Origin of the sequence: Photobacterium piscicola, assembly GCF_046058925.1 — a bacterium.
Taxonomy (GTDB): Bacteria; Pseudomonadota; Gammaproteobacteria; order Enterobacterales; family Vibrionaceae; genus Photobacterium; species Photobacterium piscicola.
The window spans coordinates 1,162,596-1,184,946 of the sequence record NZ_CP175535.1 but is presented as its reverse complement, the minus strand read 5'-3'; the positions used below and the strand labels follow the sequence as shown (position 1 = coordinate 1,184,946).

Here is a 22,351-nt window from a genome sequence, read left to right as displayed (position 1 = left end):
GTAATGCAAGAGTTTGAGAAAGCGTGTTGGCAAGTGCACGTATATTCGGTTTCTTTATGGGGAGCTACCCCGAACCTGTATGGCTTCATTCACGTTGCAAGGATTCTATACGAGTTAAAGGTGTATCAACACCGTCGTCCCTCTCAGATTTTTCCTTGCCTGCTTTGATTACACGTTATCCACGGTTTCTTGCAACTACATTGGTGAGATATTGCACTTCATGTTACATCGCAACCTTATCTAAGCACTACTAAGCAGGCAGCTTTTCTTGGTAAGGTTGGTTTGATTTCAGCATGGCACAAGCCATCCTGACGGTCTTATTGGCTAATGCTATAACAACTTTATTAAAATGATTTCTTTCAAGTAAGGCTCGAAGCCAGCAACTAAGTTGATCTGATTTATCTTTGATATTACTAACGACAGATCTTGCCCCATGTACAACGACTGCACGTAATGTTCGATCTCCCTTTTTACTTATACCTAATAGCTTATTATGACCACCACTACCTGAATGAGCGGGGACTAAACCTATACTGGCACTTGCATCGCGTCCGCATTTATATGCTGAAGCATCGCCCATTCGAGCATAAAGTGCGCTGGCAACTATCCAGCCAACGCCTCTTAATGTCATTAGTAACTGACAGGCTGGTATTTGTTTAGCGTAAGCGATTAAATAATCAGTAACCTCCTGAATAGGCTTATCAAGTTCAATAAGCTGATTAAGAAGCTGATGTAAAACAAAACGGGCAGAAGACGTTAATCCATTATTAGGATCTTCCAATTCAAGAGGAAGTAAAGCACGTAATTTAGTGGTGCTTTGCGGGAATTTTATTCCATATTCCAAGGCAAAGCCTCTAATCCGATTTGATATCGCTGTTCTTTGTTTTATATAACTTTCTCTGAGATGCAACACACTTGCTATATCTTGTTGCTCAGTTGTTTTGACTGAAACAAAGTGTATGTCTGGACGTTGGGCTGCTTCATAAATAGCAAGAGCATCATTTGCATCATTTTTATTACCCGCTCGATACATCCTGACAATTTGAGGTGGGAGAAGATGAACATGATGCTTATTATTTTGAAAATATCGCCCTCAATAATGAGCAGAACCACACGCCTCCATATAAATCATAGATGCGGGATATTGGGCTATAAATGTGACCATTTTAGCTTGAGACATTTTTTGATTAGACTTTAATTTTCCATGTTGATTAAACAATGCAACTTGAAAAACGTTTTTAGCGAGATCAATACAAATAGTGCTAGGCTTATTCATGGTATGGGCTCCTTTTTGGTTGACGCTATAACTGTAGCTGACAATGTCAGTAAGGTGGGGAGTCCATACCATTGATTTAAATCTCAAGCGTTGTTAGACGAACAAGCATTGCTCTCTTGCATGATGTATGTTGATTTAAATCCCATCCGTGCAGGATTAACAACAACGTTGCAAGATTCTGATTTTACTTCAATTCAACAGCGAATCGTGGAGTATAATCAAACTGCTATAATAAAAAAAATAGCTTCAAATTCATCATCAGTTAAGCGTTCTAAAATTGGATTATTGCCTTTTGTTGGGGCTGAACATCAGGCTAAGCAGGTAGGGATACAATTTGATTTTGCTGATTATTTAGAGCTGATTGATTGGACCGGACGCAGTATTCGTGAGGATAAAAAAGGCTCTATTCCTGTCACTCAACCTAAATTATTACAACAAATTGGTGTCAGTGAGGAAGCGTGGTTAGATAATAGCGATGACTTTATGGCGCATTATACTAATGTTAGCGGTAAATGGTCGAGAATGTGTGCATTCCAACAACATTTTGGTGGCCGTTGGTGTAAAGGTAAAAGAGCGAGTCAACGATTACACCCTAACTAAATTTATCGTATTGTAGAAGCTTATTGCCGCAATAATTGTTTATTGTGGGTTTTGGCGATCTTGCTATACAGGAAATAGTGTACTTTTTATTGTCGTGTAGTAGATATTTCCATTTTTAAAGCTTTATCTAATATTCTTATCTTGTGATTACTTGTATTTATAGTGATTTAACTATTTAAAAGTTATGGCTGTCCAGTTTTCGCAGTGGCTGTCCAGTTTTCGCAGTGGCTGTCCAGTTTTCGTATCTTCGTCAGTATTAGATATGAAAGCAGTTACACCTGTTAATAAATAACATAATTATCATAATCATACACTTAACACCATTAATATGCCAAATGTTACATATAAATCTTAATCGACATAATCTATTACATATATAATATTGAACGTGATGCATACTAATATATGATGCCCACGAATTTTATTTATATTTTTAAGGTCATTATGTTCCACTTGAAAAACAAACGCTTAGCATATCTTTTATTAACATCAGTTTCATTCTCTACTTTTGCATCAGTTGATACGAGTAAGCCACAATTTGTTGTTATTAGTATTGATGACGGTGTGAATCAGGAGATGGAAAAAAGTGTTGCTCAATTGAATAGTTCTATTCCAGTAACATTTTATGTCAATGTTGTACAGCAAGCTGGCGGGTGGATATATGATGAATCCATGCTTGATATCGTTTGTGTTAATGATGATGGGTTGACAACGGGTAATCCTCAATGCGTGAGTAATCCTAAATCTATCAATAATCTATACAAAAAAGGACATGAGTTTGCTTTACATACTTACTCTCATCCAGCTATTGCTTCAGGAAATCAAGGTGAGCCGTTAACACAAGTTCAAATTGAAAATGAGCTAAAAAATAATTATAACTTCTTGGTGGCATCAGGGGTTCCTAGCGATAAAATCAAAGGCTTTAGAGCGCCATTTTTAGATACAAACAGCAGTGGTTGGGATCGCGAAAATAAGAATGTTTCATTAAGCCATTTACAAGGAATAATGAATCAACTAAATATTAACTATGATTCTTCACTGTCAGCGCCGCCAGAGAAAACGTTACCAAGAATGGGGGTTCGCCACTGTACATCAACAGCGGGTGGCTGGGATAACGTACATTGTGATTTTACTCAAAAAGAGCAGTTTAATTGGGAAGATGGTGGTTATCCTAAATATACCGTAGCGACACAGCCTAAAAGTAATCAATTATTTATGGGCTACAAATACATTAACGGTAAAATTGTAAATGTTATGGATACTGTATTTGGTGCTTGTAATCAAAGTTGTTCTACAGATGAAGCGAAAAATATTTGGATGGAAAACTTCTTAAATCATTATAATGACGCGTCACGACCACCTTTTGGCATCTATTTGCATCGTCAGTCATTATCAATTCCTGCTGAAGTTGCTGGCTTAAATGCATTTATTGATGAAGTTAAATCAACATATCCAAACACTTATTTTGTAACGGCAAGTCAGATCAGTGATTATTATAAGATGGGTATTGATCTTACTCATGACCAAATTGAAATGTTTTTGAGTAAATAAGACCACTTTTTATTTTATGATCTTATGGTGTGTACATGTTGGTACTCACCATTTTTTTATGCTTTCGATTAAAATAGTGGCAACTCCTAGCCTAATATTTATCCTCTCTACATGTTACTACTTAGCTGTATGTCAAATATCTAAAATTAATGTAATACTTAGTTTATTGTTATCACCATAAACCTTATAAGCCATTGAATATATCAGTAATTAAGTCTGCAATTCTTGCGGCGATGCCTTTTTTGTTGTTGTTTTTAGCGGGTATTGTTGATGCTATTGGTTTTATTCACCTTAAAAATGGTTTATTTGTCTCTTTTATGAGTGGTAATACAACGCATGTAGCGATGCTGCTTTCTAACCATCAATATGGTCAATCAATGGCTTATATAGGTGTAATTTTGCTGTTTGTTACAGGGATCACTGTTGGTGAAATGATTGCGGTACTGCAGAAAAAAAACTATCGTTGGTTGGTGATGAGTGCTGTTTCTATATTGTTATGCAGCGCTATTTTTATTGAAAAAATTACCATACCGATGGCTACTAACTTTGTGCTGGCTTTTGCGATGGGGTTACAAAATATCGCACTCAGGATCACGATCAGCAAAGCGATGCCATTAACCTTTGCAACGGCCTTTCTCGCTAACACTGGGCGAGAATTAGCAATGTTACTATTGGGACAAGGTGACAAAAACGTCTTTATAAAACAGTTTTGCTTATGGTTGTCCATTTTCATTGGTGCGATTGTTGGTAGTCAATTGATGGCGTTTTCACTAAGCTACGCATTAGTCGTACCAACCATATTATGTTTGTGTATTGCAGGACTACTTTTTTGGTTAAAAGAGTTAACCAATGAAGATTAGGTTTTTATGCGCATTAATGCTTATGTGTTTAATTATATTATAGTTAACATTTTTTTGTTTTTGTAACTGTATGTTTTTAAAGTTAAAATAATTTTTTTGTTTGTTAACGCTCCTTATTATTCTCACGGCTAATATTTTTCGAATAATTTAATTATTAATTTTTTTTTGCTTATATAAAAGAATAAAAATGATCCAATTATAATATTTTTCTGATTATTAAAGCGCATTTTTTAGCTTTGCGCTCATAATGTAAAATACGGAATTATTCGTGTATATATATTGCTTGCTAGATATTAAATAAAGATGTAATTTATTTGCGAAAGGACAATTAAGCCTAATATTAGGTATAATCAAAAACCCTCTAATTATTTAATCTAGTTGAGCTTATAACTAGTTAATATATCTGTAGATGTAAAAATATGCGTGATTAATTATGTCCTTATTATAAGTGTTGAATTAATACGCTTGTAAGTTTTGAGGGCATAGAATTCTGTTCTTGTTATTTGACGTTCTGACACGTTATATAAAATATTTAAGCAATGATTGTATTACGTTATATTAAACAAGATTAATATTAGCGCTTGATTTGAATTTTATAAAAATAAAATAATTTTCATTATTAATTAAAATATTGAGACTATAAATCAATGAAGTTAACCCCAAGAGAAAAAGATAAACTCATGTTATTTACAGCATTCTTGTTAGCTAAGATGCGTAAAGAGAATAATCTGAAATTAAATTATCCGGAAGCCGTTGCTTATATTTCAGGAATGATAGTGGAAGGAGCAAGGGAAGGTAAAACTGTAGCTGAATTAATGGATTATGGTACAACGCTATTAAGTGCAGATGATATTCGTCCTGGAATTAAGAATCTTATTGTAAATGTTCAAGTTGAATGTACTTGTACTGATGGCACGAAATTAATTTCTATACATAATCCAATTAAATAAGAGATAGCAATGATTGCTGGTGAAATTGTTTGTAATGAACAAATAAAAGAAATTTGTATTAATGAAAATAGAAATACAATAACTATTTCTATTGAAAATTGTGGTGATAGAACTGTTCAGATTGGTTCACATTATCATTTCTATGAAACAAATTATGCACTGAAATTCAATCGTGAAATTACAAAAGGCTACCACCTTAATATTGCAGCCGGAATGTCTATTCGAGTATTAGCAGGGCAGAAAATGGATGTAGAGTTAGTCGAATTTTCTGGAGCCAAAAACATCGCAGGTTTTCAAGGGAAGTTTGTACAAAAAGCAGGACAAAAAAATGACTAATATTATTCAAAAAAATGATTATATTTCAATGTTTGGTCCAACCGTTGGTGACAGCATTCGATTAGCTGATACTGAGTTATGGGCGAAAATAGAGCAAGACTTCACGCAATATGGCGAAGAAATGAAGTTTGGTGGTGGTAAGGTTATTCGTGATGGCATGGGGCAGAGTCAACTTACTAGTGAGCATTGTGTTGATGTTGTCATTATCAATGTGGTTATTATTGATCATTGGGGAATTGTTAAAGCTGATATTGGTATTAAAGACGGTCGTATTGTTGGGATTGGAAAGTCAGGTAACCCAGATATTCAAAAGAATATTGATATTGTGATTGGTCCGAACACTGAGGTTATTGCAGGTGAAGGGCAAATAATTACTGCCGGTGGTGTTGATACGCATGTTCACTTTATTTGTCCACAGCAGGTAGAAGAAGCGTTATCCAGTGGTTTAACAACATTAATTGGTGGCGGTACAGGTCCTGTTGCCGGTAGTCTTGCAACGAACATGACACCCGGTGTGTGGAACATGCATCGCATGCTTGAAGCTATTGATGAGCTTCCAATTAATGTGGGTTTATTAGGTAAAGGGAATAGTAGTGAGCCTGAAGCATTAAAAGAGCATATTTTAGCCGGCGCTGTTGGTTTGAAAATACATGAAGATTGGGGCTGTACACCTGCAACAATTGATACAAGTTTAAAACTGGCTGAAGAATATGATATTCAAATTGCGATACATACTGATAGCTTAAATGAAAGTGGCTTTTTTGAAGATACAGTAGATGTTCTAGAAGATCGCATTATACATGCCTATCATGCTGAAGGTGCTGGTGGTGGTCATGCGCCTGATATTTTAAAAGCGTGTGGCGTGAATAATATCATTCCGTCATCATCTACACCTACAATGCCTTATACGATCAATACCGTTGATGAACACTTAGATTTAATCATGGTTTGTCATCATTTAGACCCCAAAATACCTGAAGATTTAGATTTTGCATTATCGCGAATCAGAAAGGGTACTATGATGGCTGAAGATATTTTGCATGATATGGGGGCGATTCCATTAATGACCTCTGATTCTCAAGCTATGGGCCGAATTGCAGAAGTTATTAGCCGGACTTGGCAATCAGCGCATAAAATGAAAATTCAACGCGGTGCATTAGATGGTGATTCTTGTAAATCAGATAATAATAGGATCAAACGTTATATTGCAAAGTATACGATTAACCCTGCTATTACTCATGGTTTATCTCATGATGTGGGTTCGGTCGAATGTGGAAAACTTGCTGATCTTGTGCTTTGGGACCCTGGCTTTTTTGGAATAAAACCGTCATTGATTATTAAAGGTGGCATGGTTGTAATGGCCGAAATGGGGGACCCAAATGGTGCGTTACCTACACCACAACCCGTTCATTATCGCCCAATGTATGCCGCTTATGGGAAAGCAAAAATGAAGACGTCGATTACGTTTATGTCTCAAGCAGCGATTGATGCGGGGCTTCCTGAAAAGTTGCAGTTACAGAAAATTATCAGTGGTATTAAGAATACTCGTAATATCTCTAAACAAGATATGATCCATAATAATTGTACGCCTGAAATTAAAGTAGATCCTAAAACGTTTAGTGTGTGGGCAAATGGTGAGCTTTTAGAATGTGAACCAATGCATGAATTACCACTAGCTCAAAACTATATGTTATTTTAGATGAAAGTGAGTAATGGAAAAAGTTACTTTATATACTCTGCTTTTCTTATTTACCTTATAAAATAATTAAAAACAAATAATAATACATAAACTATTTTAGGATAAATATAATATGGCAAATAATATTATAAAAAATTCACGAAACACGAAAAATGCACCAAAAAATTCAGCCTCAACTCAAAGTGTTGCATTTTCTCATTACAATAATATATCGGCTCAATTACCGTTAGATCCTAATACGGGGAAAATGGTTATTGGCGGTATAAAAGAACAAACAACACAGTGCTTAAATAACATTAAAGCTATTGTTGAACAGATTGATCACACTATGGATGATGTGGTTAAACTTCATGTTTTTGTTAAAGATATTTCAAATATTAAGATAGTAGATGAAGTATACAAAACGTTTTTCAATGATATTTTACCGACGCGTACTGTTGCTGTCGTCGCATCTTTACCTGACAATGATGCATTAATACAGATGGATGCGTTAATTTCAAATGGTGAGGGAACGGCCCCACAGCAACCTTGTGCATTAATTAAAGTCTCTAGAAATACGGATAAAGCACCAAATGATAAGATGGCAACGCAAACAGTTGCATTTTCTCATTATAATAACTTGTCAGCTCAATTACCGATAGATTTTAAAACGAATGAAATTATTATTGGTGATATTAAAATGCAAGTAAAGCAATGTTTATATAATATTAATACGATATTAAGCAGTATTGATCATGTTCTTGATGATGTGGTGAAAACAACAATATATATTAAGAATATTAACGATATTAATGTTATCAATGATGTTTGTAATACGTTTTTTGGTGATTATATTCCAGCCAGAACTTTTATCGTCGTTGAGGATTTACCAGCAGGCGCACTATTACAGATTGATACTGTTGTATCGCATGGTGATGGTACGCCGCCACAACTACCTGAAGATAGCCGTCTACTTGTTATCGAGGCGAGTAATAGTGTAAATGCCCCAACTGTGCCTTATTCGCATACAGTTGCATTTTCTCATTACAACCATATTTCAGGCCAATTGCCATTAGATCCTGAAACATTGACGGTTGTTAATGGCTATATACAAGCGCAAACAAAGCAATGCCTCAATAATATTAAAGCAATTATTGAAAGTGTTGATCATGTTATGGATGATATTGTGAAAGTTAATATTCAGCTTAAAAATATGCTGGATATTGAGCTTGTTGATGAAATCTATGCATCATTTTTCAAAGAAGCGCTTCCTGCCAGAACGGTGATAGGGGTATCAGCGATTCCAATGGATGCTCTAATTCAAATAGATGTGATTGTTTCGAATTGTGAAAGTACACCACCGCAATAATATAGAGCATTATATAAACTAAAATATTAAAAATTCGCCTCATGTTAAAGAAATTATGCTTTTCTTGAGGCGATATAGTGGACTACGTATTATTTTTTTAACCATTCAGTTATTATAAGTGGAGAGTTAATGTCTGATTTTAATGTAGCATCAGAGTTATTAGCACTGAAAGCGCAAACGAAAGCAATTCGTAATCGGAAATCGATTAATAGAGTATCTAGACTTGATAAGTTTAAATTTGAATTGTTAGAGCTTTATCAAGCCGGGGCGAGTGTTGCTGAACTTCAGCGATGGCTAATGACAAATGCGAACATACAAATTGCACATTCAACCATTTTAAGATGGTTAGATAAACAAGAAAATGTAAAATAGATTTGTCTGTGTAAGTAATAAAGAAACAAAAGTATCTAGAGTATATAAACATGAATATAATATATGATACGAATGTTATAAGCTGTGATAAAAATAAGCATCAAATAAAATGTAATGAGTGTCTAAAAATAACAGATCATTACATATTAGCGTCAATTGAACAGTTTGGTACAACGACTGCCGATGAAGACGTATATTGGAATTGTAAAAATCAAACAATTCAATGTCTTGAGTGTAGTTCTGTATCTTTTAGAACTGTGTCTATTTGTTCTGAATGTCAAGCTTATGATGATAAAGGTGAGTATTATTATCCTGAGAAAATAGAAAATCACTGATAGTATTAAATAATAAAAAATAGTATGCCGATAATTATTCATGAAATAGTTATCGGCATACTGCTTTTTATTCAATAAAATTTAAAATAGCAGGGTGATTGTTATCATTATATTGTTTACTAGAATAGCAAAGTTTATTGGTTAATTGAGTATAAGTTATGATATGTATTATTTCGTCTTTATTAATAAAAATGGATACTTTATCAAATGAAATATCTGTAATTGTTTGTATTGATGAGTCTAAAATGGCAAGAACTAACCGAATACAATTATAACGTTCAGATGCAGATAACCCAATGAGATTAGAGTTATTTAAAATACTAAATTTAAGTTCAATATCTGAGGTGTTATTTAAATTTGTGACTTTAAAATACATAGTTAATATTTCTTATTGATTTGACATAAAGATATTGTTTTTTTATTGTAATTCTAATTATCTATCTATTGCAAATTAGAAAATGAAGACAAATTATTAATAATTTATATTAAGTTAGATATTAATTCAAAAAATACTTATAAGGTAATGATAAGTAAAAAAACACACGCAAATATCTAAATAATTCACAAAAAAATAAATATTAAAAGATAAAATCAAAATAGCGAAAAACCATATTTATGGTTAAAGTTCATACTAAAAATCAAAAAGTAGATAGAATACAATGATTATATGGTTAGATAGGAGAAAGGGTATGACTACGTGCCACACCCTTATGCAATGTCTATTCTACTGACTAAAGAGAATATTAATAAGGCAATTCACCGGCTTTAACTAGCTCGCTATATACATCAACAAACAGTTTAGCAAAGTGAATTTCAGTCCAGTTACATGGAACAGGAGGGCAGCCATCATACCAACTGCGACCAATTTGCTCCCCTAGGTACAAAGCAAAATCATACATTTCACCATGTTCGACTTTATCTAATTCAGTATCAGATAAACCAAATACAGTACCAGCACTTTTACCAAAACTATAAATATCTTGGAACCCAGTTTGCTTACGATAATTAACAAAACCATTTGAATTTAAGGTCTTATCTAGTAAATCCGCATACTGTGCTTCGGTCTTAAATGTTGTGCCATATAAGAACATATCGTGCCCATAAGTTTGCTTATAATTTATTAGCTTTGTTCTAAATTTATCGCTAGATAAAATGTAAGCAACGTTGGTGATTAGTTCAATATGACGTTTGGCACTGTTAGCATCCCACGCTTTTTCAGCTGTAGGGTTTGTAATGAGACTATTTGTAAAAGTAATGTCCCAAGTGGCCGTAATGTTGTTTAATTTATCTAACAGCGGGTGTTTTGTCGCAGTATTAAAACGTGAATCAATAAGGTGTTGAGTTCCATAATGGCCGTAAGTATTTCCCTTACCGTCAAGTGTACTTAACATCTTGGTATAATTATAAACACCACCACCATCGACAGTATTAAAGCTATTATCGACGTTAAGATCGGTAATAGGTAACGTAATACGTGTATATGCTGGCAATTTATTTAAATTAGCCAAGCGTACCCAATTGTGTTGACTATGAGCGCGAATATCAAGATCCAGGTTTTGCAGATCAACTTCAGTAAAGTTTGTAATTTCAACGGTATTACGATCAACTAAACGCACATTTACCATTGAACCGATATTAGCCGAAAGTGACCAGTGGCCTTCACTTAAACCTTGTTGCAATACTTTACGTACATTGGCTGTCTGTGGCAGAGCGTCAAAGTCTAATTGTGCTGTCGGTACATACGCATTTGGTGTAAATTCAAGTGTGTCTAATTTATCAAAGGTAACAGTTTCAACAATCGTATTTGTTAAAGCAACAATCTCATTATTGCGAACCAACAAATCATGGCCACTTACCCAGAAATGGTCAATTAAATAAACCGCTTTCTCTGCGTCTTTTAATTGATAATCATTAGCTATAAATTGTTGTATGTCATACATTGCAAAACGGGTTGTTGATTCTACATATTGACCATTATTTTCTTTAATAAATATGTATTTATCGTTAGCATCCATTGCTTCAATAGCACCAAGGTTATTGTGCATAGGTTGTATTGTCATACCTTGAGAGAGTGTAGATAAATCATAAATAGCAGAGCCTTGAGTACCACCGACCAGTAATTTAGATCCAATAAACTCCAGTGATGAAGCTTGACCGTGTGCATAAGCCAAGTAAGCTAATGGTTGTAGTGACTTTATTTCACCTAACATCGCTGGAATATGTTGATAAACAGTGATCTTGTCTGCGTCCGCAACCAAAATGTATTGTTCATTAATAGCAATTTTAGCCTGGCCATTATGTTTGATGGCATAAGAGTACTGGTATTGACTATTCTCGCCACTAAAAACGTCAATACGGTTATGTGCTTTGATAGCAGAAACAAACAGTTGTGAGTTGTAGCTACGTAAATCGTCTAAACCTTTGTATGGCTGCTCTTTATTAATACCAAAGATTTTAGTTGTTGTGTTTGCTTTAGTGTCATAAATACCTACCATTGGTACGTCGTCTTGACTATTTTCGGCTGTAGGTGATTGAGCAACAATAAGTTTATCACCAAGTTGCTCAATTGATACCATGTTAGCGTATTCTGCATTAACGCCAAATTTATACGGTGCAAGGTGAGTTGCATCTAATTTTTCATGGGTTTCTGAGCCAACAAAACAGGTAAGTGTTTCATTTAATACATAATCACTGTCTAAATGGCCATTTGGTAAATATTCAAGTACACAGCCATTATTCCAGTCGTAGTTACCCCAATCTTTATTAGCGACAACAACGCCGCCTTCATACATTGAAAACTCCCAGCTTTGATCGAAGAAACTAAATAAATTACGGGTAGCACTGTCATCAGCCCAATTTCTTAGCGGAACAATAGGAGTGCCATGTTCTTGATCTATTTCGTAATTAATACCGTTTAGTTTAATGTATTTTTTACCATCTTTAAAGAAATAGAATTCTGGATTATTGGCAAATGATTTTAGTTCTTTGACACGCTCAACCATCTTTGATGCCATTTCATTCATAATTTGAACGTATTTAACCTGATTTGTTGTATCAATTTCAGGTGTTATTTCAGATTCAGGAGGTGGGGGTAATACTTCTTCAGGGATAGTGTCTGATTCTGATTTTGAAATAAATATCCACGGGGATTCCCATGCATTTTGAGTAATATTTGCTGGAGATTCACTAGGATTAACCCACCACTGAGCTTCAAAAATGCTGTCGTTAAATTGTACTTGCTCTTTAGCGGAATAGCTTTTACTTGGATCATAAGTTTCAGTTGCAAACAACGATCCAGAAGTAGCCAATAAAATTGCAGCTGACAATAGTTTTATATTCATATTAACACCTTGATATTAAATGGTTTTTAATTACTGTTAGTGAAATGTAATTTTTAAAAACTTTATATAATAAAATTATATGGAAACTATCGTATAATATTATACATTTACTGTCGCTATGTTTTTTGTACTTGTTGCATATGTTTTTATGTAACAAATAGTATCTATAGCAACATACAGCGACGTTAGTATTCGCTACACTATGAATATTATGTAAATCAAAGGGAAAGGGTATGCATACACTATTAAAGGTCATAAAACAGATCATTGATAAGCATCTTATGGCCATTAATAGATACACATTAATGTTACTTGTCAGTGGGTATGTGGTACTTAGCTGGCTCGGATTAGTGTTTACCCATGAAGTGCATTTAACAGATGAAGTTGCGCGATTTATTTACTATATGGTGACGACAAGTAGTACCGTTGGCTATGGTGATCTAAGTCCAATAACAGCACAAGGACAGTTATTTGCAGCCTTATTTATTATTCCCTGTGGTGTGGGATTATTCGCATTATCGATTGGTAAAATAGCTGTTTTTTTTACTGATTTTTGGCGAGCAAATCGAAGAGGTAAACAAAATTTGAATTTAGAAAATCATATTATTGTTATAGGCATTAATAGCCGTCGAACTCCTCATTTACTTGAAATGTTAAAAAGGGAGGAGCAAGGGCGACGTGAAGTAGTGGTTGTCTCTTGTGAATATGATGAATCACCATTTGATACAGATATATATTTTGTGCGGGTTAATTCATTTACAGATGCTATTGAAATGGAGCGTGCTAGCCTTTCAACCGCAAGTGCAGTAATTGTTGATACTGATTTAGATGACGCGACATTAACCGTGAGTTTATTTATTGCAGAACAAAATAGTGATGCACATTTGGTGGCGCACTTTGATGATGCGATTAAGCGTGATTTGTTACATAAATACTGTCCTAACTCAGAATGTATATCTTCGTTATCCACAGAATTAGTGGCTAAATCTGTTATAGATAAAGGCTCAAGTTTTATTCATTCAGAGTTGGTAAGTGCACATAAAGGTCAAACTCAATACTCAATTGAAGTTCCGGTTGATATTAACGATATTACTTTAGAATCAATATATTACATATTTAAAAAACATCATAAAGCTATCATAATTGCAGTGCAGCAACAAGGTAAAGTCTGTGAAATTAATCCTAGCTTAACGACGATACTTAAAGCTGGCGATGTTGTTTATTACATTGCAGATGAACGTATTGTTGATCTAGTTTGGTAGCACTTAATGCGTGGTGATTTTGTGGGATTAATCACAGAACAGATTTTGTTTAATATACTATCAATCAATTAACAGATATTAATATGCCACTAGGTTTGTATTGTAATGTTTATTAATGATTAACAGGATGTGGTGTTTAGAGCATATATAAATATTAGTTTTAGATTATTAATTAAATACTGAATGAAAGTGATAATAAATAGAATTATATAAATTATTGCTGTTATATAAAATAGAAACAAAGCTAAGTTTGTCGGTATTCATCATAAGGAAATGACGATGCAGTGGGATGATGTGAAAGGGCCAAGATCTTTTTTTGGTAAAGCACCTGTTGATATTTACAAGCCTATTGAAATAGGGGAAACAGCAAAACTACGTTCAAATCGACATGAAATCAAAGTGAAAATTATTGAGTGTCAGTTTGACGTTATTAAAGGGGAAGTCATTGACGATAGTGCTGAGATTGGCTTAGTAACCTTAGTTAATGGTGATATGGTTGAGTTTGGATCTCAACATATTGTTACCTTATACCGTAATTAGCTGAATAATGATGAAGGATAGTGAAATTGGTTGGTCTAAGTAAATCAGGCGCTGAACGTTATGGAAGAATCTTTGCTCAGTTGACTGATGAATCATGGGTATTTGGTGTGATTGTCGCCACCGTTTTTTTAGTCATAACATTATGCCTAAGTTATAGCATTATCTACTATGTTCCACTTTATCAACCAACAACAGAGCCTGCTATGGCTATAATGGCAACACTAAAACCGTTGATGTTTGTTTTTCCTCTTATTACCGCAGGGCTCACCTTTGTGGCAAGTTTTCGAGCTGTTAAATCATATTATAAATAATAAAACAGCTGCTTAAAAATAGGCTAATAATAGCGATGAGTTATCTGATAACTCATCGTTTTTTTTGAATGAAAATGCGTTAATTTTGTTAAATAAGTGAAATTAATGTTTTTCATGTGATTGATTAATGATAAAAATCCATACTGGTTATTTTTTATAGTTAATATTGACGCATTAATAAATATTGACGAGGTTAATGTGTGATCTCTGGTTTATTTGTTCGCTAATTGTTTACTCGTTTTTTTTAGAATTTACGCTACGATAGCAGCCATTTCTCGTTCATTTATTTATTAGATCATGAATATAAAAAAAGCGGTTTCTTATCTATTTGTTGCTGTAAGTTTCTTTGGCAGCATGTCAGTAGCACATGCTTATGACCAAATAACGCTTGGTCGCACGATTTTGCTTGAAATCGGTGATCATGGTGCAAAAATACCATTAGTCGTGTGCCGTAATACCGCCGCAATTAAAGTAAAAGCAGAACGTAACTTACACCTTGAACGTATTAAAGTAACATTTAGAAATGGTGAAACGCGTAATGTCTCTTTCCATCGGGATCTGAAGAAAAATCAAGAAACGAGCTGGCGTAAATTTTCATACAAACGTTGTGTGAAGAAGCTAGAAGTGTACGGGAATTCTGATGGTACTCGTGCAGGCGTTAAAGTTTACGGCCGTCAAAAAGATTAACTAAAAAACGCCATATGTCTTATCTTTATCATAAAGGATGAGACAATATGGCGTTGTTTTTATTTGGGTGTTTTAAGCCTGATATAATCGATTAAATTATAATAGCCCGACGGTGAAGTGTAAGCCGTAAAACACTCCGCGTCCGATGATTTCTGCTGCAAACATAATCACAAAAGCAAGGCTACTTAAGGCAGTAACTGATGTTGTCTGAGATGATTTAAATGCAGAGAATAACCATAAGCCACCCGCAATAACGAGCAATAGCAAACGGGTAATAATTGATCCTGAATAAATGGCTAAATGTTCAGCACCCGTCTGAATTGATGTTGTTATTTCAGCGATACTCACTAATTGCCAAGCTGTTATCACTAGATGAAGTGAAATAATAACGACACCAAATGTAGCTAATTTAGCGTTTAACGTTGGGGTTGTTGCACCTGTTAGGTTTAATAGTACGTAACCGAGTAATACACCTGACATTAATACGGTGCCAATAAACTCGACGTAAGTGAAACTGCTATCCCATACTGGAACGGTATTGATCAAATAGACTTTGATCATCGCTGCCATAAAAATAATACCAGCAATACTGACAACAATACGGGCAATTTTTAACACATGCTCACTCGCAATTTTAAACAGTTCAGCAAGCCAATAAATACCACCTAAAGCAAAGAATAAGCTACCGGTTAGGATCTCGTTTGATAAACCAGAGTGACCGACACGGTTTAAGGCATTAAATGCACGTAAAGGACTACCAAGGTGCATGGTTGATGCAGCGAAACCTATCGCCATAAATGCCCATAAAATAAACATACTAAGCACCAGCGGTTGACGCTGTTTTGCTGTTGAGTCCATTTGGGATAAACGGCCTGCCATAGTGATATAGCCACCAATAGCAGTTTGTGCTAGCACAGTAAACACGACTAAAGGTAATTCAGGATATAACATTATTTTACCTCCCGAGGGTTTTGCAGAAATCCACTGGTATCATTAACGGGCTTACCATTTGGATTTAGCTTAATGATTAAGTTTGGATGGGTAATATTTGAATCAGGTAATGGTGCACAATTAGCATTAGTGCCGTATTTTTTACGTAATTCACCGATCTCGCCAAATTCAATTGCGCGTAATGGACAACTATCGACACAGATAGGCATTAATCCTTCAGCGACGCGTTCAAAACAGCCGTCACATTTGGTCATATGACCTTTTTCTTCGCTATATTGTGGTGCGCCATAAGGACATGCCATATGGCAATATTTACAGCCAATACAAACATCTTCATTGACGACCACTAAGCCATCTTCTTCACGCTTATGCATTGCACCTGATGGGCACACTTTTGTACAAGCGGGATCATCACAATGATTACATGAAATTGACAGGTAATAAGAGAAAACGTCTTGGCGGAATACACCATTGTTTTCACTCCAGTTACCCCCTACATACTCATAGATTCGACGAAAGTTACGATCAATACCTAGATCTTTATTGTCTTTGCATGATAATTGACAAGTTTTGCAACCAGTACATTTACTTGAATCGATGTAAAAGCCGTATTGTTTTTTCGGTGTCATTACGCAACTCCCATGCTTTTCACAAGTTTCACTTCAACAAGGTTAGTGTGAGATGGATTAGATTTCGCCAGCGGGCTTGGACGGCTAGTGGTTAATACATTAATTGAACCGGCCTGATCGACACCTTTGCTGTTAGGTGAATACCAAGCGCCTTCGCCAAGTGCAGTGACATGGGGCATGATACGAGGCGTCACTTTTACGCGAACATTCATTTCACCTTGTTTACTGCGTACACTGACGAGATCGCCATTTTTAATGCCACGAGGTGTCGCATCAATAGGGTTCATCCATAACTCTTGTGGTGCTGCGGCTTTTAAAATATCAACGTTAGCATAAGTTGAATGGGCACGAGCTTTGTAGTGGAAACCCGTTAACTGCAGTGGGAATTGCTCACGATCTTTTGAATCCCAACCATTAAATGTTGAGTGATATTCAGCGATCGGTGTAATTTTCTCATCGTCACTTAGGGTCCATTCTTTTGCTATAACTGCTAGCTGTTCGGAATAGATTTCAATTTTCCCTGATGGTGTTGCAAGTGGATTGGCAATGGGATCAGCACGGAAATCTTCATATGGCACATACGGACGATCAAATTGTTTCTTATAGATCCCTTGCTTACGCATTGTGTCGTAATCAGGTAAATTTGCGTCATTATTTTGCTTAACAGTTTCAGCATACATCCACTGTAACCATTGCTCTTGAGTACGTCCTTCAGTAAAGGCTTTTTCAACACCCATACGCTTAGCCACACCAGACATAATGTCGTAGATTGGCTTACATTCAAAACGGGGTTTGATGGCTTGGCTAGCGAATATGAAATAAGGCATAGATGCAGCAGCACCGTCCATACAGAAGTCAGATTGTTCTGATGTAGTACAGTCAGGCAGAACAATATCTGCATATTTAGCGGATGATGTCATGTGGTTATCGATAACAACGATCATTTCACATGCTTTTTCATCTTGTAGAATATCATGGGTACGGTTGATATCTGAATGCTGGTTTATCAAACAGTTACCAGCATAGTTCCAAATGAATTTAATTGGATTATTGAGTTTTTCTGCACCTAAGATCCCGTCTGTTTTATCTGTCATTTCATGGGCGCGGAAAATGGCATCAGTCCAAAGGAACATTGGAATAGAGGCTTTCACTGGGTTGGCGACTTTAGGGAAGCGTACAAATGGGTAACTATGGCTACCTTCTCGTGCTCCTGTACCACCACCTTGAAGACCCACTTGGCCACGTAGAAGCGACAGCATCATGATAGCTTTACAAGCTTGCTCACCATTAGCTGAACGTTGTAATCCCCAACCTTGAGTGATGTAAGTACGGTTTGAGTTACCAATTTCACGGGCTAATTTAATGATAATGTCAGCAGGAATACCAGTAATAGGCGCAGCCCATTGGGGCGTTTTTGGTGTTTTATCATCGCCATTACCGACAATATAGTCTTTGTAACTGCCGTTTTTAGGCGCTGATGCTGGTAATGTTTTGGCATCATAGCCAACACAATATTTATCAAGGAAAGCTTGATCAACTTTATTTTCAGTAATTAATACATGGGCAATAGCGGCACATAATGCGGCATCTGTTCCATGTTTAATTGGAACCCACTGATCTTCACGGCCACCAGCGGTGTCGGTGTAACGAGGATCAATGCAAATTGTGCGGGTATGGCTGATTTGCTGGCCATCAACAAAACTATGAACTTGGCCGCCACCAGACATACGTGTTTCTGCTGGGTTATTACCAAACATAATGCACAAATCAGCATTTTGTACATCATCAACACTGTTGTTATCAATAAATGAACCGTAGAAAAAGTCACTCATACGCTCAATGTTGGCAGCTGAGTAGTCACCATAATGGTTTAGGTAACCACCACAAAGGTTCATCATTCGTGCAATTAGCGTGCTAGATGGATCCCAACTTTTCGTCACAGTGCCACCAAGTGTGCCTGTACCGTAGTTAAGATAAACTGCATCATTACCATATTTTTTAATGGTATGTTTTAAGCTATTGCCAATAATATCGAATGCTTCATCCCAACTAATACGTTGAAATTTACCTTCACCACGTTTGCCGATACGTTTTAATGGGTATTTAAGGCGATCAGGGTTGTAGACACGACGACGCATTGAACGGCCACGTAGACAGGCACGGACTTGGTGAGAATGGTTGAAAACATCATCACCTGTATTATCCGTTTCAACATATTTTATCTCACCATCAACGACATGCATACGTAAAGGACAGCGAGAACCACAGTTCACCGTACATGATGACCAAACGATTTTCTCATCGGGCTTTGCTGGGGTTTCTTTAGCAATCGCTTTAACGCTGGTGAATGGTAGGGACATTCCTCCAGCTGCGGCTGCTAATAAAGAACCACTTTTTAGCACGCTACGACGACTGACGCTAAGTGGCTTTTTTGAATCTGTCACATTATCCCCTTAAGACATTGCTTTTTTATTTTATGAGGGGAGAAAGTATGCCTTCATGAAATTATCATTTATTGTTTTGCGTCAATATATGTAAGATAGTTTCAAAGCATTATTAACTTAATGATGTAAATTAATAGATTATGAGAAATGATGTTCATTTGTAGCGATATGGAAAATATAAAAACATTGAGTCGAGTTATTGGTGGGTTGTTTTATTACCATCCCAGCCAGTATGAAACGGTGGGTCTTAGTGCGGTATTAAGCTTGGATCATACTGGTTTTACTCAGTTTGATACCACGATAGCGGCAATTTCGGCAACGGATCCCCATACATTATCTGTCTGGCATGATGAGTTATTTACCGGAATAGGGGAGATGAAAGCACCGCCGTGGGGATCAGTTTATTTAGATAAAGAAGCAGTGGTCTTTGGTGATTCAACGATCCATTTTCGACAATTTTTACAACAATACGGCATCAAATTTGAAACGAGCCATAATGAACCAGAAGATCAATTTGGACTTATGCTAATGGTGAGCGCAAGTTTAATTGAAGATAACAATTTGGATGCAGTTACTGAGTTGTTATCCAAACATTTATTGCCTTGGGCTCCACATTATTTAGCGCTACTTCAACAGGTTGCTCCTACTGGGGCTTACCGAGAGTTGGCAGAGTTAGGTCAAGCTTTTATTGCGGCTCTTGCAAAAACGTTTAATGCCGAAATAGTGCCAGGTAAGATCTATTTTAATGCGTGAATCAAAGCAATATAGTCGGCGTCAGTTATTTACGCACTTCGCACGTCAGCCAATAGAATCAGCACCACGGCTATTAATCAGCAATACTTGCGATAATCTTTATGGTTATTGTGAAAGTTGTGTTGATGTTTGCCCAGAGCAGGCGATCTTATGGCTGGCGGATAAAAAGCCAACGATTGATGTTGCAAAGTGTCGTCATTGTAAACGATGTATTGATGCCTGTTTTATCAATGCAATCACAATAAATGAGTAATAAGCATTGGCCTTACTTTATTTTTATAAGTTGAAATAGCGTATATATTGACTAAACATACTATTGTTAGTTGCTATATACCCATGAAAATTAAGGATGCAATAAAAAGAGGCATTTTCTGCTATTCGGTGCAGTAATATTCGCCTTATATTGATATTCTAATTCCATATGCAATTAAATGTTAATTGGTTCATGACTTATAAGGATAAATGTTTATGACTGATACACCTAAGCGTGCTTTAGTTGTTGAAGGTGGTGCCATGCGTGGTATTTTTGCTACGGGTGTTTTAGACGCATTTCTTGAAAAAAATTATAACCCATTTGATTTTACGATTGGTGTGTCTGCTGGATCAATGGTGCTAATGGGTTACTTATGTAAAAACCATAAGCGTAATTATCAAGTCATCACTGAGTATGCGCGTAGTAAGTCATTTATTAATTATTTTCGTTTTGCTAAAGGCGGCAATCTTATCGATATTGATTGGTTATGGTCTGAAAGTATTAACAATCTGCCATTAGAAATTGATAAATATGAAAGCCAAGGTATTCCTTTATTTGCGACAACAACAAATATTGTTACTGGCGATGCTGACTATATTGAAGTGAAACGAGATAACTTACAAAGCTTGATGACAGCAACATGTGCATTACCCATTGTTTACCGTAACTTCCCCAAAGTGGATGGTATTGCCATGAGTGACGGTGGTATTGCTGATCCTATTCCTGTTATTGAAGCTTATCGTCGTGGTGCGCGTGATATTACGGTTATTTTATCTCATGCACAGGCTAATTTTGTTCATAGTCATCAAGTTCCGTGGTTAACACGTAAAATATTCAAAACAACACCTGTATTTGGGCAAGAATTTCTTACAAAAGAATCTCGGTATAATAAAGCTTTGTATTTTATCCGTAATCCACCTGCTGATTGCCGTATTACTGCGATTGTACCAAATAAAGATTTTCTGATTAAACGTTTAACACGTGATGTAAATAAATTAAACGCTGGATATGAGTTGGGTCGCCAAGCTGGGTTTAAGATGATCAATGATGAGCAAGCATTAAGTTAATTGATGTGTGACAGAGTGTTATTTGATATTCAATATGAGTTTGGAAAATCGGGTAGTTAGATAGGTTTTCCTTTTTACCATGAGAGAGTATGGTATGAACTCAAAGAATATACTGTACTAGGAAAATAATATGAGCATTGTTGATGCTGCGGAAAAGCGTTATTCAACCAAAGTTTTTGATCCTTCTCGTAAGTTGAATGATGATCAATTACAACAAATTAAAGCGTTGATTCGATTAAGTGCTTCTAGTGTAAATTCACAGCCTTGGCATGTTATTGTCGCAGCAACCGATGATGCCAAGCAGCGTATAGCAAAATCGGCTGAAGGCCCTTATGTTTTCAATAAGCCTAAAATGTTGGATGCTTCACATGTGCTCGTTTTTTGCTCAAAAACAGCTATTGATGATGATTATCTAAATGACTTATTAGCGTCTGAACAGCAAGATGGCCGTTTCTCTAATGAACAATCAAAACAGCGCATGGTTGATGGACGTAATTTCTTTGTTGATTTACATCGAAAAACCTTAGGTGATGCTGATCAATGGATGCAAAAACAAGTGTACTTGAATATTGGTTCACTATTATTAGGTGTTGCAGCCATGGGGATTGATGCGGTGCCGATTGAAGGTTTTGATTGTGATGTATTAGATAAAGAGTTTAATCTTAGCGCGCAAGGTTTTACTAGTTTAGTGGTAGTGCCTGTTGGCTACCATAGTGCGGATGATTTTAATGCCAATGTGCCTAAGTCACGCTGGCATGATGAACAAATTTTTACGGAGTGTTAACC

Annotated in this window: 21 protein-coding genes and 1 pseudogene; 16 read left to right on the top strand and 6 right to left on the bottom strand. The window is 35.8% G+C overall.

All coding sequences use genetic code 11. From position 1 onward, the window contains the following. Positions 1 to 250: 250 nt before the first annotated feature. Positions 251 to 1,078 (bottom strand): annotated as a pseudogene (locus ACJZU6_RS19985) (IS110 family transposase); the annotation flags it as partial. Between the two features lie 15 nt (positions 1,079 to 1,093). Continuing rightward, entirely contained in the window at positions 1,094 to 1,276 is a 183-nt protein-coding gene (locus ACJZU6_RS19980) for a hypothetical protein (RefSeq protein WP_408901040.1), read from the bottom strand. A gap of 120 nt (positions 1,277 to 1,396) precedes the next feature. Between ACJZU6_RS19980 and ACJZU6_RS19975 the strand changes: the two genes are divergently transcribed. From ACJZU6_RS19975 to ACJZU6_RS19940, 8 genes are all read left to right on the top strand, one after another. Next, positions 1,397 to 1,876, top strand: a complete 480-nt coding sequence (locus ACJZU6_RS19975; protein ID WP_408901205.1) for a hypothetical protein — start codon at positions 1,397 to 1,399, stop codon at positions 1,874 to 1,876. Positions 1,877 to 2,320: 444 nt separating this feature from the next. After that, positions 2,321 to 3,427, top strand: a complete 1,107-nt coding sequence (locus tag ACJZU6_RS19970) for a polysaccharide deacetylase family protein (RefSeq protein WP_408901204.1) — start codon at positions 2,321 to 2,323, stop codon at positions 3,425 to 3,427. 194 nt (positions 3,428 to 3,621) lie between these two features. Next, complete coding sequence (locus ACJZU6_RS19965) at positions 3,622 to 4,287, top strand: YoaK family protein (RefSeq protein WP_408901203.1); 666 nt, start codon at positions 3,622 to 3,624, stop codon at positions 4,285 to 4,287. Between the two features lie 647 nt (positions 4,288 to 4,934). Next, positions 4,935 to 5,237 carry an urease subunit gamma gene (ureA, locus tag ACJZU6_RS19960; RefSeq protein ID WP_080156093.1) on the top strand — a complete coding sequence of 101 codons (303 nt, stop codon included), beginning with the start codon at positions 4,935 to 4,937 and terminating at the stop codon, positions 5,235 to 5,237. A gap of 9 nt (positions 5,238 to 5,246) precedes the next feature. Beyond that, on the top strand, positions 5,247 to 5,573 hold the full coding sequence (gene ureB / locus ACJZU6_RS19955) for an urease subunit beta (protein WP_080156092.1): 327 nt from the start codon (positions 5,247 to 5,249) through the stop codon (positions 5,571 to 5,573). Continuing rightward, positions 5,566 to 7,272: an urease subunit alpha gene (ureC, locus tag ACJZU6_RS19950; RefSeq protein WP_080156091.1), complete on the top strand. Its 1,707-nt coding sequence runs from the start codon at positions 5,566 to 5,568 to the stop codon at positions 7,270 to 7,272. The genes ureB and ureC overlap by 8 nt, the downstream gene beginning before the upstream one ends. 112 nt (positions 7,273 to 7,384) lie before the next feature. After that, positions 7,385 to 8,620 carry a RidA family protein gene (locus ACJZU6_RS19945; RefSeq protein WP_408901202.1) on the top strand — a complete coding sequence of 412 codons (1,236 nt, stop codon included), beginning with the start codon at positions 7,385 to 7,387 and terminating at the stop codon, positions 8,618 to 8,620. 129 nt (positions 8,621 to 8,749) lie between these two features. Beyond that, complete coding sequence (locus tag ACJZU6_RS19940) at positions 8,750 to 8,992, top strand: hypothetical protein (RefSeq protein ID WP_080156089.1); 243 nt, start codon at positions 8,750 to 8,752, stop codon at positions 8,990 to 8,992. 1,078 nt (positions 8,993 to 10,070) lie between these two features. Here the strand turns inward: ACJZU6_RS19940 and ACJZU6_RS19935 are convergent. Then, entirely contained in the window at positions 10,071 to 12,668 is a 2,598-nt protein-coding gene (locus ACJZU6_RS19935) for a hypothetical protein (protein ID WP_408901201.1), read from the bottom strand. A 233-nt stretch (positions 12,669 to 12,901) separates the two neighbouring features. On the opposite strand from ACJZU6_RS19935, the gene ACJZU6_RS19930 reads away from it, so the two are divergent. From ACJZU6_RS19930 to ACJZU6_RS19915, 4 genes are all read left to right on the top strand, one after another. Beyond that, complete coding sequence (locus ACJZU6_RS19930; RefSeq protein WP_408901200.1) at positions 12,902 to 13,930, top strand: ion channel; 1,029 nt, start codon at positions 12,902 to 12,904, stop codon at positions 13,928 to 13,930. 279 nt (positions 13,931 to 14,209) lie between these two features. After that, positions 14,210 to 14,470, top strand: a complete 261-nt coding sequence (locus tag ACJZU6_RS19925; RefSeq protein ID WP_080156084.1) for a hypothetical protein — start codon at positions 14,210 to 14,212, stop codon at positions 14,468 to 14,470. A 20-nt stretch (positions 14,471 to 14,490) separates the two neighbouring features. Beyond that, positions 14,491 to 14,781 (top strand): hypothetical protein, encoded by a 291-nt coding sequence (locus tag ACJZU6_RS19920; RefSeq protein ID WP_144396145.1) that lies wholly within the window; start codon positions 14,491 to 14,493, stop codon positions 14,779 to 14,781. A 297-nt stretch (positions 14,782 to 15,078) separates the two neighbouring features. Further along, positions 15,079 to 15,468: a DUF2541 domain-containing protein gene (locus tag ACJZU6_RS19915; protein ID WP_408901199.1), complete on the top strand. Its 390-nt coding sequence runs from the start codon at positions 15,079 to 15,081 to the stop codon at positions 15,466 to 15,468. 96 nt (positions 15,469 to 15,564) lie between these two features. Here ACJZU6_RS19915 and ACJZU6_RS19910 read toward each other — a convergent pair whose 3' ends face one another. Genes ACJZU6_RS19910 through ACJZU6_RS19900 form a run of 3 tightly spaced genes read right to left on the bottom strand, consistent with a single transcriptional unit; the run spans position 15,565 to position 19,492 of the window. Further along, entirely contained in the window at positions 15,565 to 16,419 is an 855-nt protein-coding gene (locus ACJZU6_RS19910; RefSeq protein ID WP_408901198.1) for a dimethyl sulfoxide reductase anchor subunit family protein, read from the bottom strand. Further along, positions 16,419 to 17,048, bottom strand: a complete 630-nt coding sequence (locus tag ACJZU6_RS19905; protein WP_080156080.1) for a DMSO/selenate family reductase complex B subunit — start codon at positions 17,046 to 17,048, stop codon at positions 16,419 to 16,421. The genes ACJZU6_RS19910 and ACJZU6_RS19905 overlap by 1 nt, the downstream gene beginning before the upstream one ends. After that, positions 17,048 to 19,492, bottom strand: coding sequence for a DmsA/YnfE/YnfF family dimethyl sulfoxide reductase (locus ACJZU6_RS19900; RefSeq protein WP_408901197.1), 2,445 nt, complete (start codon positions 19,490 to 19,492; stop codon positions 17,048 to 17,050). Before ACJZU6_RS19900 ends, ACJZU6_RS19905 begins: the two co-directional genes overlap by 1 nt. A 147-nt stretch (positions 19,493 to 19,639) precedes the next feature. On the opposite strand from ACJZU6_RS19900, the gene ACJZU6_RS19895 reads away from it, so the two are divergent. The 4 genes from ACJZU6_RS19895 (at position 19,640) to nfsB (ending at position 22,349) form a co-directional block, all read left to right on the top strand. After that, positions 19,640 to 20,245: a molecular chaperone TorD family protein gene (locus tag ACJZU6_RS19895; RefSeq protein WP_408901196.1), complete on the top strand. Its 606-nt coding sequence runs from the start codon at positions 19,640 to 19,642 to the stop codon at positions 20,243 to 20,245. Continuing rightward, entirely contained in the window at positions 20,238 to 20,498 is a 261-nt protein-coding gene (locus tag ACJZU6_RS19890; RefSeq protein WP_408901195.1) for an ATP-binding protein, read from the top strand. The genes ACJZU6_RS19895 and ACJZU6_RS19890 overlap by 8 nt, the downstream gene beginning before the upstream one ends. A gap of 215 nt (positions 20,499 to 20,713) precedes the next feature. Beyond that, a complete protein-coding gene (locus ACJZU6_RS19885; RefSeq protein ID WP_080156076.1) occupies positions 20,714 to 21,565 on the top strand; it encodes a patatin family protein in 852 nt (283 codons plus the stop codon). Positions 21,566 to 21,695: 130 nt separating this feature from the next. After that, positions 21,696 to 22,349, top strand: a complete 654-nt coding sequence (gene nfsB / locus ACJZU6_RS19880; protein WP_080156075.1) for an oxygen-insensitive NAD(P)H nitroreductase — start codon at positions 21,696 to 21,698, stop codon at positions 22,347 to 22,349. Positions 22,350 to 22,351 lie beyond the last annotated feature (2 nt).